Source organism: Xanthomonas sp. SHU 199, assembly GCF_000364665.1.
Taxonomy (GTDB): Bacteria; Pseudomonadota; Gammaproteobacteria; order Xanthomonadales; family Xanthomonadaceae; genus Xanthomonas_A; species Xanthomonas_A sontii.
Genome location: NZ_AQOI01000459.1, coordinates 1 through 1,176, shown reverse-complemented (window position 1 = coordinate 1,176; position 1,176 = coordinate 1). Strand labels below are relative to the sequence as shown.

Annotated in this window: 2 protein-coding genes; both read left to right on the top strand. The window is 73.9% G+C overall.

What is annotated here, in order from left to right:
• On the top strand, positions 1-255 hold a 255-nt coding region (locus D183_RS0114615; protein ID WP_026144492.1), incomplete at its 5' end, for a GAF domain-containing protein.
• Positions 252-1,176 (top strand): serine/threonine-protein kinase (locus D183_RS24865; RefSeq protein ID WP_017909654.1); only part of this gene is annotated, 925 nt, incomplete at its 3' end. The genes D183_RS0114615 and D183_RS24865, both read left to right, overlap by 4 nt.

The following is a 1,176-nucleotide window of genomic DNA, read 5'->3' as shown; positions in this document are numbered from 1 at the left end:
GTCGGTGGCGTGCCGTGGCTGGCCGAGCGCGCCTCGGTCTGCGCCGCCGGCCTGCGTACCCTGCTGTGCCTGCCGCTGCGCGACGGCACCCGCGTGCTCGGCGCGATCTACGCCGACAGCCGCCGCGCCGGCAGCGCCATCGGTGCGCTGGACATGCAATTGCTCGAAGCCTTCTGCGAGCGCGCCGCGCTGTGGATCGCCGCCCGCCAGGCGCTGCGCGACACCGGCGCGGAACAGGGGCCTGGGCCGGCATGAGCGATGCGGCCACCGCCACCGGCCTGTACGCGCAGGAGAGCCTGACACCGGGCGACGTGCTGGCCGGCCGCTTCCGCATCGAGCGTTTGCTCGGCATCGGCGGCATGGGCCTGGTGTACCTGGCCCACGACCAGGCGTTGGGCATCGACGTCGCGGTCAAACTGCTGCGCCCGGAACTGGCGCAACGGCCGCAGGCCTTCGCCCGCTTCCGCCAGGAACTGCTGCTGGCGCGGCAGGTGTCCAGCCCGCACGTGGTGCGCATCCACGACCTGGCCGAACACGCCGGGCGCTGGCTGATCAGCATGGACTACGTCGACGGCGAGTCGCTGGAGGCGCGGCTGCAGCGCGAGGAACGGCTGGACGTCGACATAGCCCTGCGCATCGCCGGCGACATCGCCCGCGGCCTGCAGGCGGCGCATGCGCGCGGCGTCGTGCACCGCGACCTCAAGCCGGCCAACATCCTGCTGCAGCGCGACGGCGATGCGCTGATCAGCGACTTCGGCGTGGCCTGCTCGATGGCCAGCAGCGGTCTCGGCGCGACCCTGGGCAACGTCATCGGCACGCCCGCCTACCTGTCGCCGGAACAGGCGCGCGGCGACGCGCTCGACCCGCGCAGCGACCTCTACGCGCTGGGCCTGATCCTCTACGAAATGCTCGCCGGGCAGGTGCCGTTCGCCGGCGGCACCCTGTCCGAGACCCTGGCCCAGCGCATGCTGCGCGAGCCGCCACCGGTGGACCGGCTGCGCGCGGACGTGCCGGGCTGGCTGGTGCGGTTGCTGCAGCGGCTGCTGCGCCCGCAGCCGCGCGACCGCTTGCAGCACGCCGGCGAGGTGATCGTGGCGATCGAGCGCCGGCAATTGCCGCGCGATCGTCGGCGCTGGCGCCGGATCGGCCTGGGCCTGGCCGCGACGCTCGCCGGTA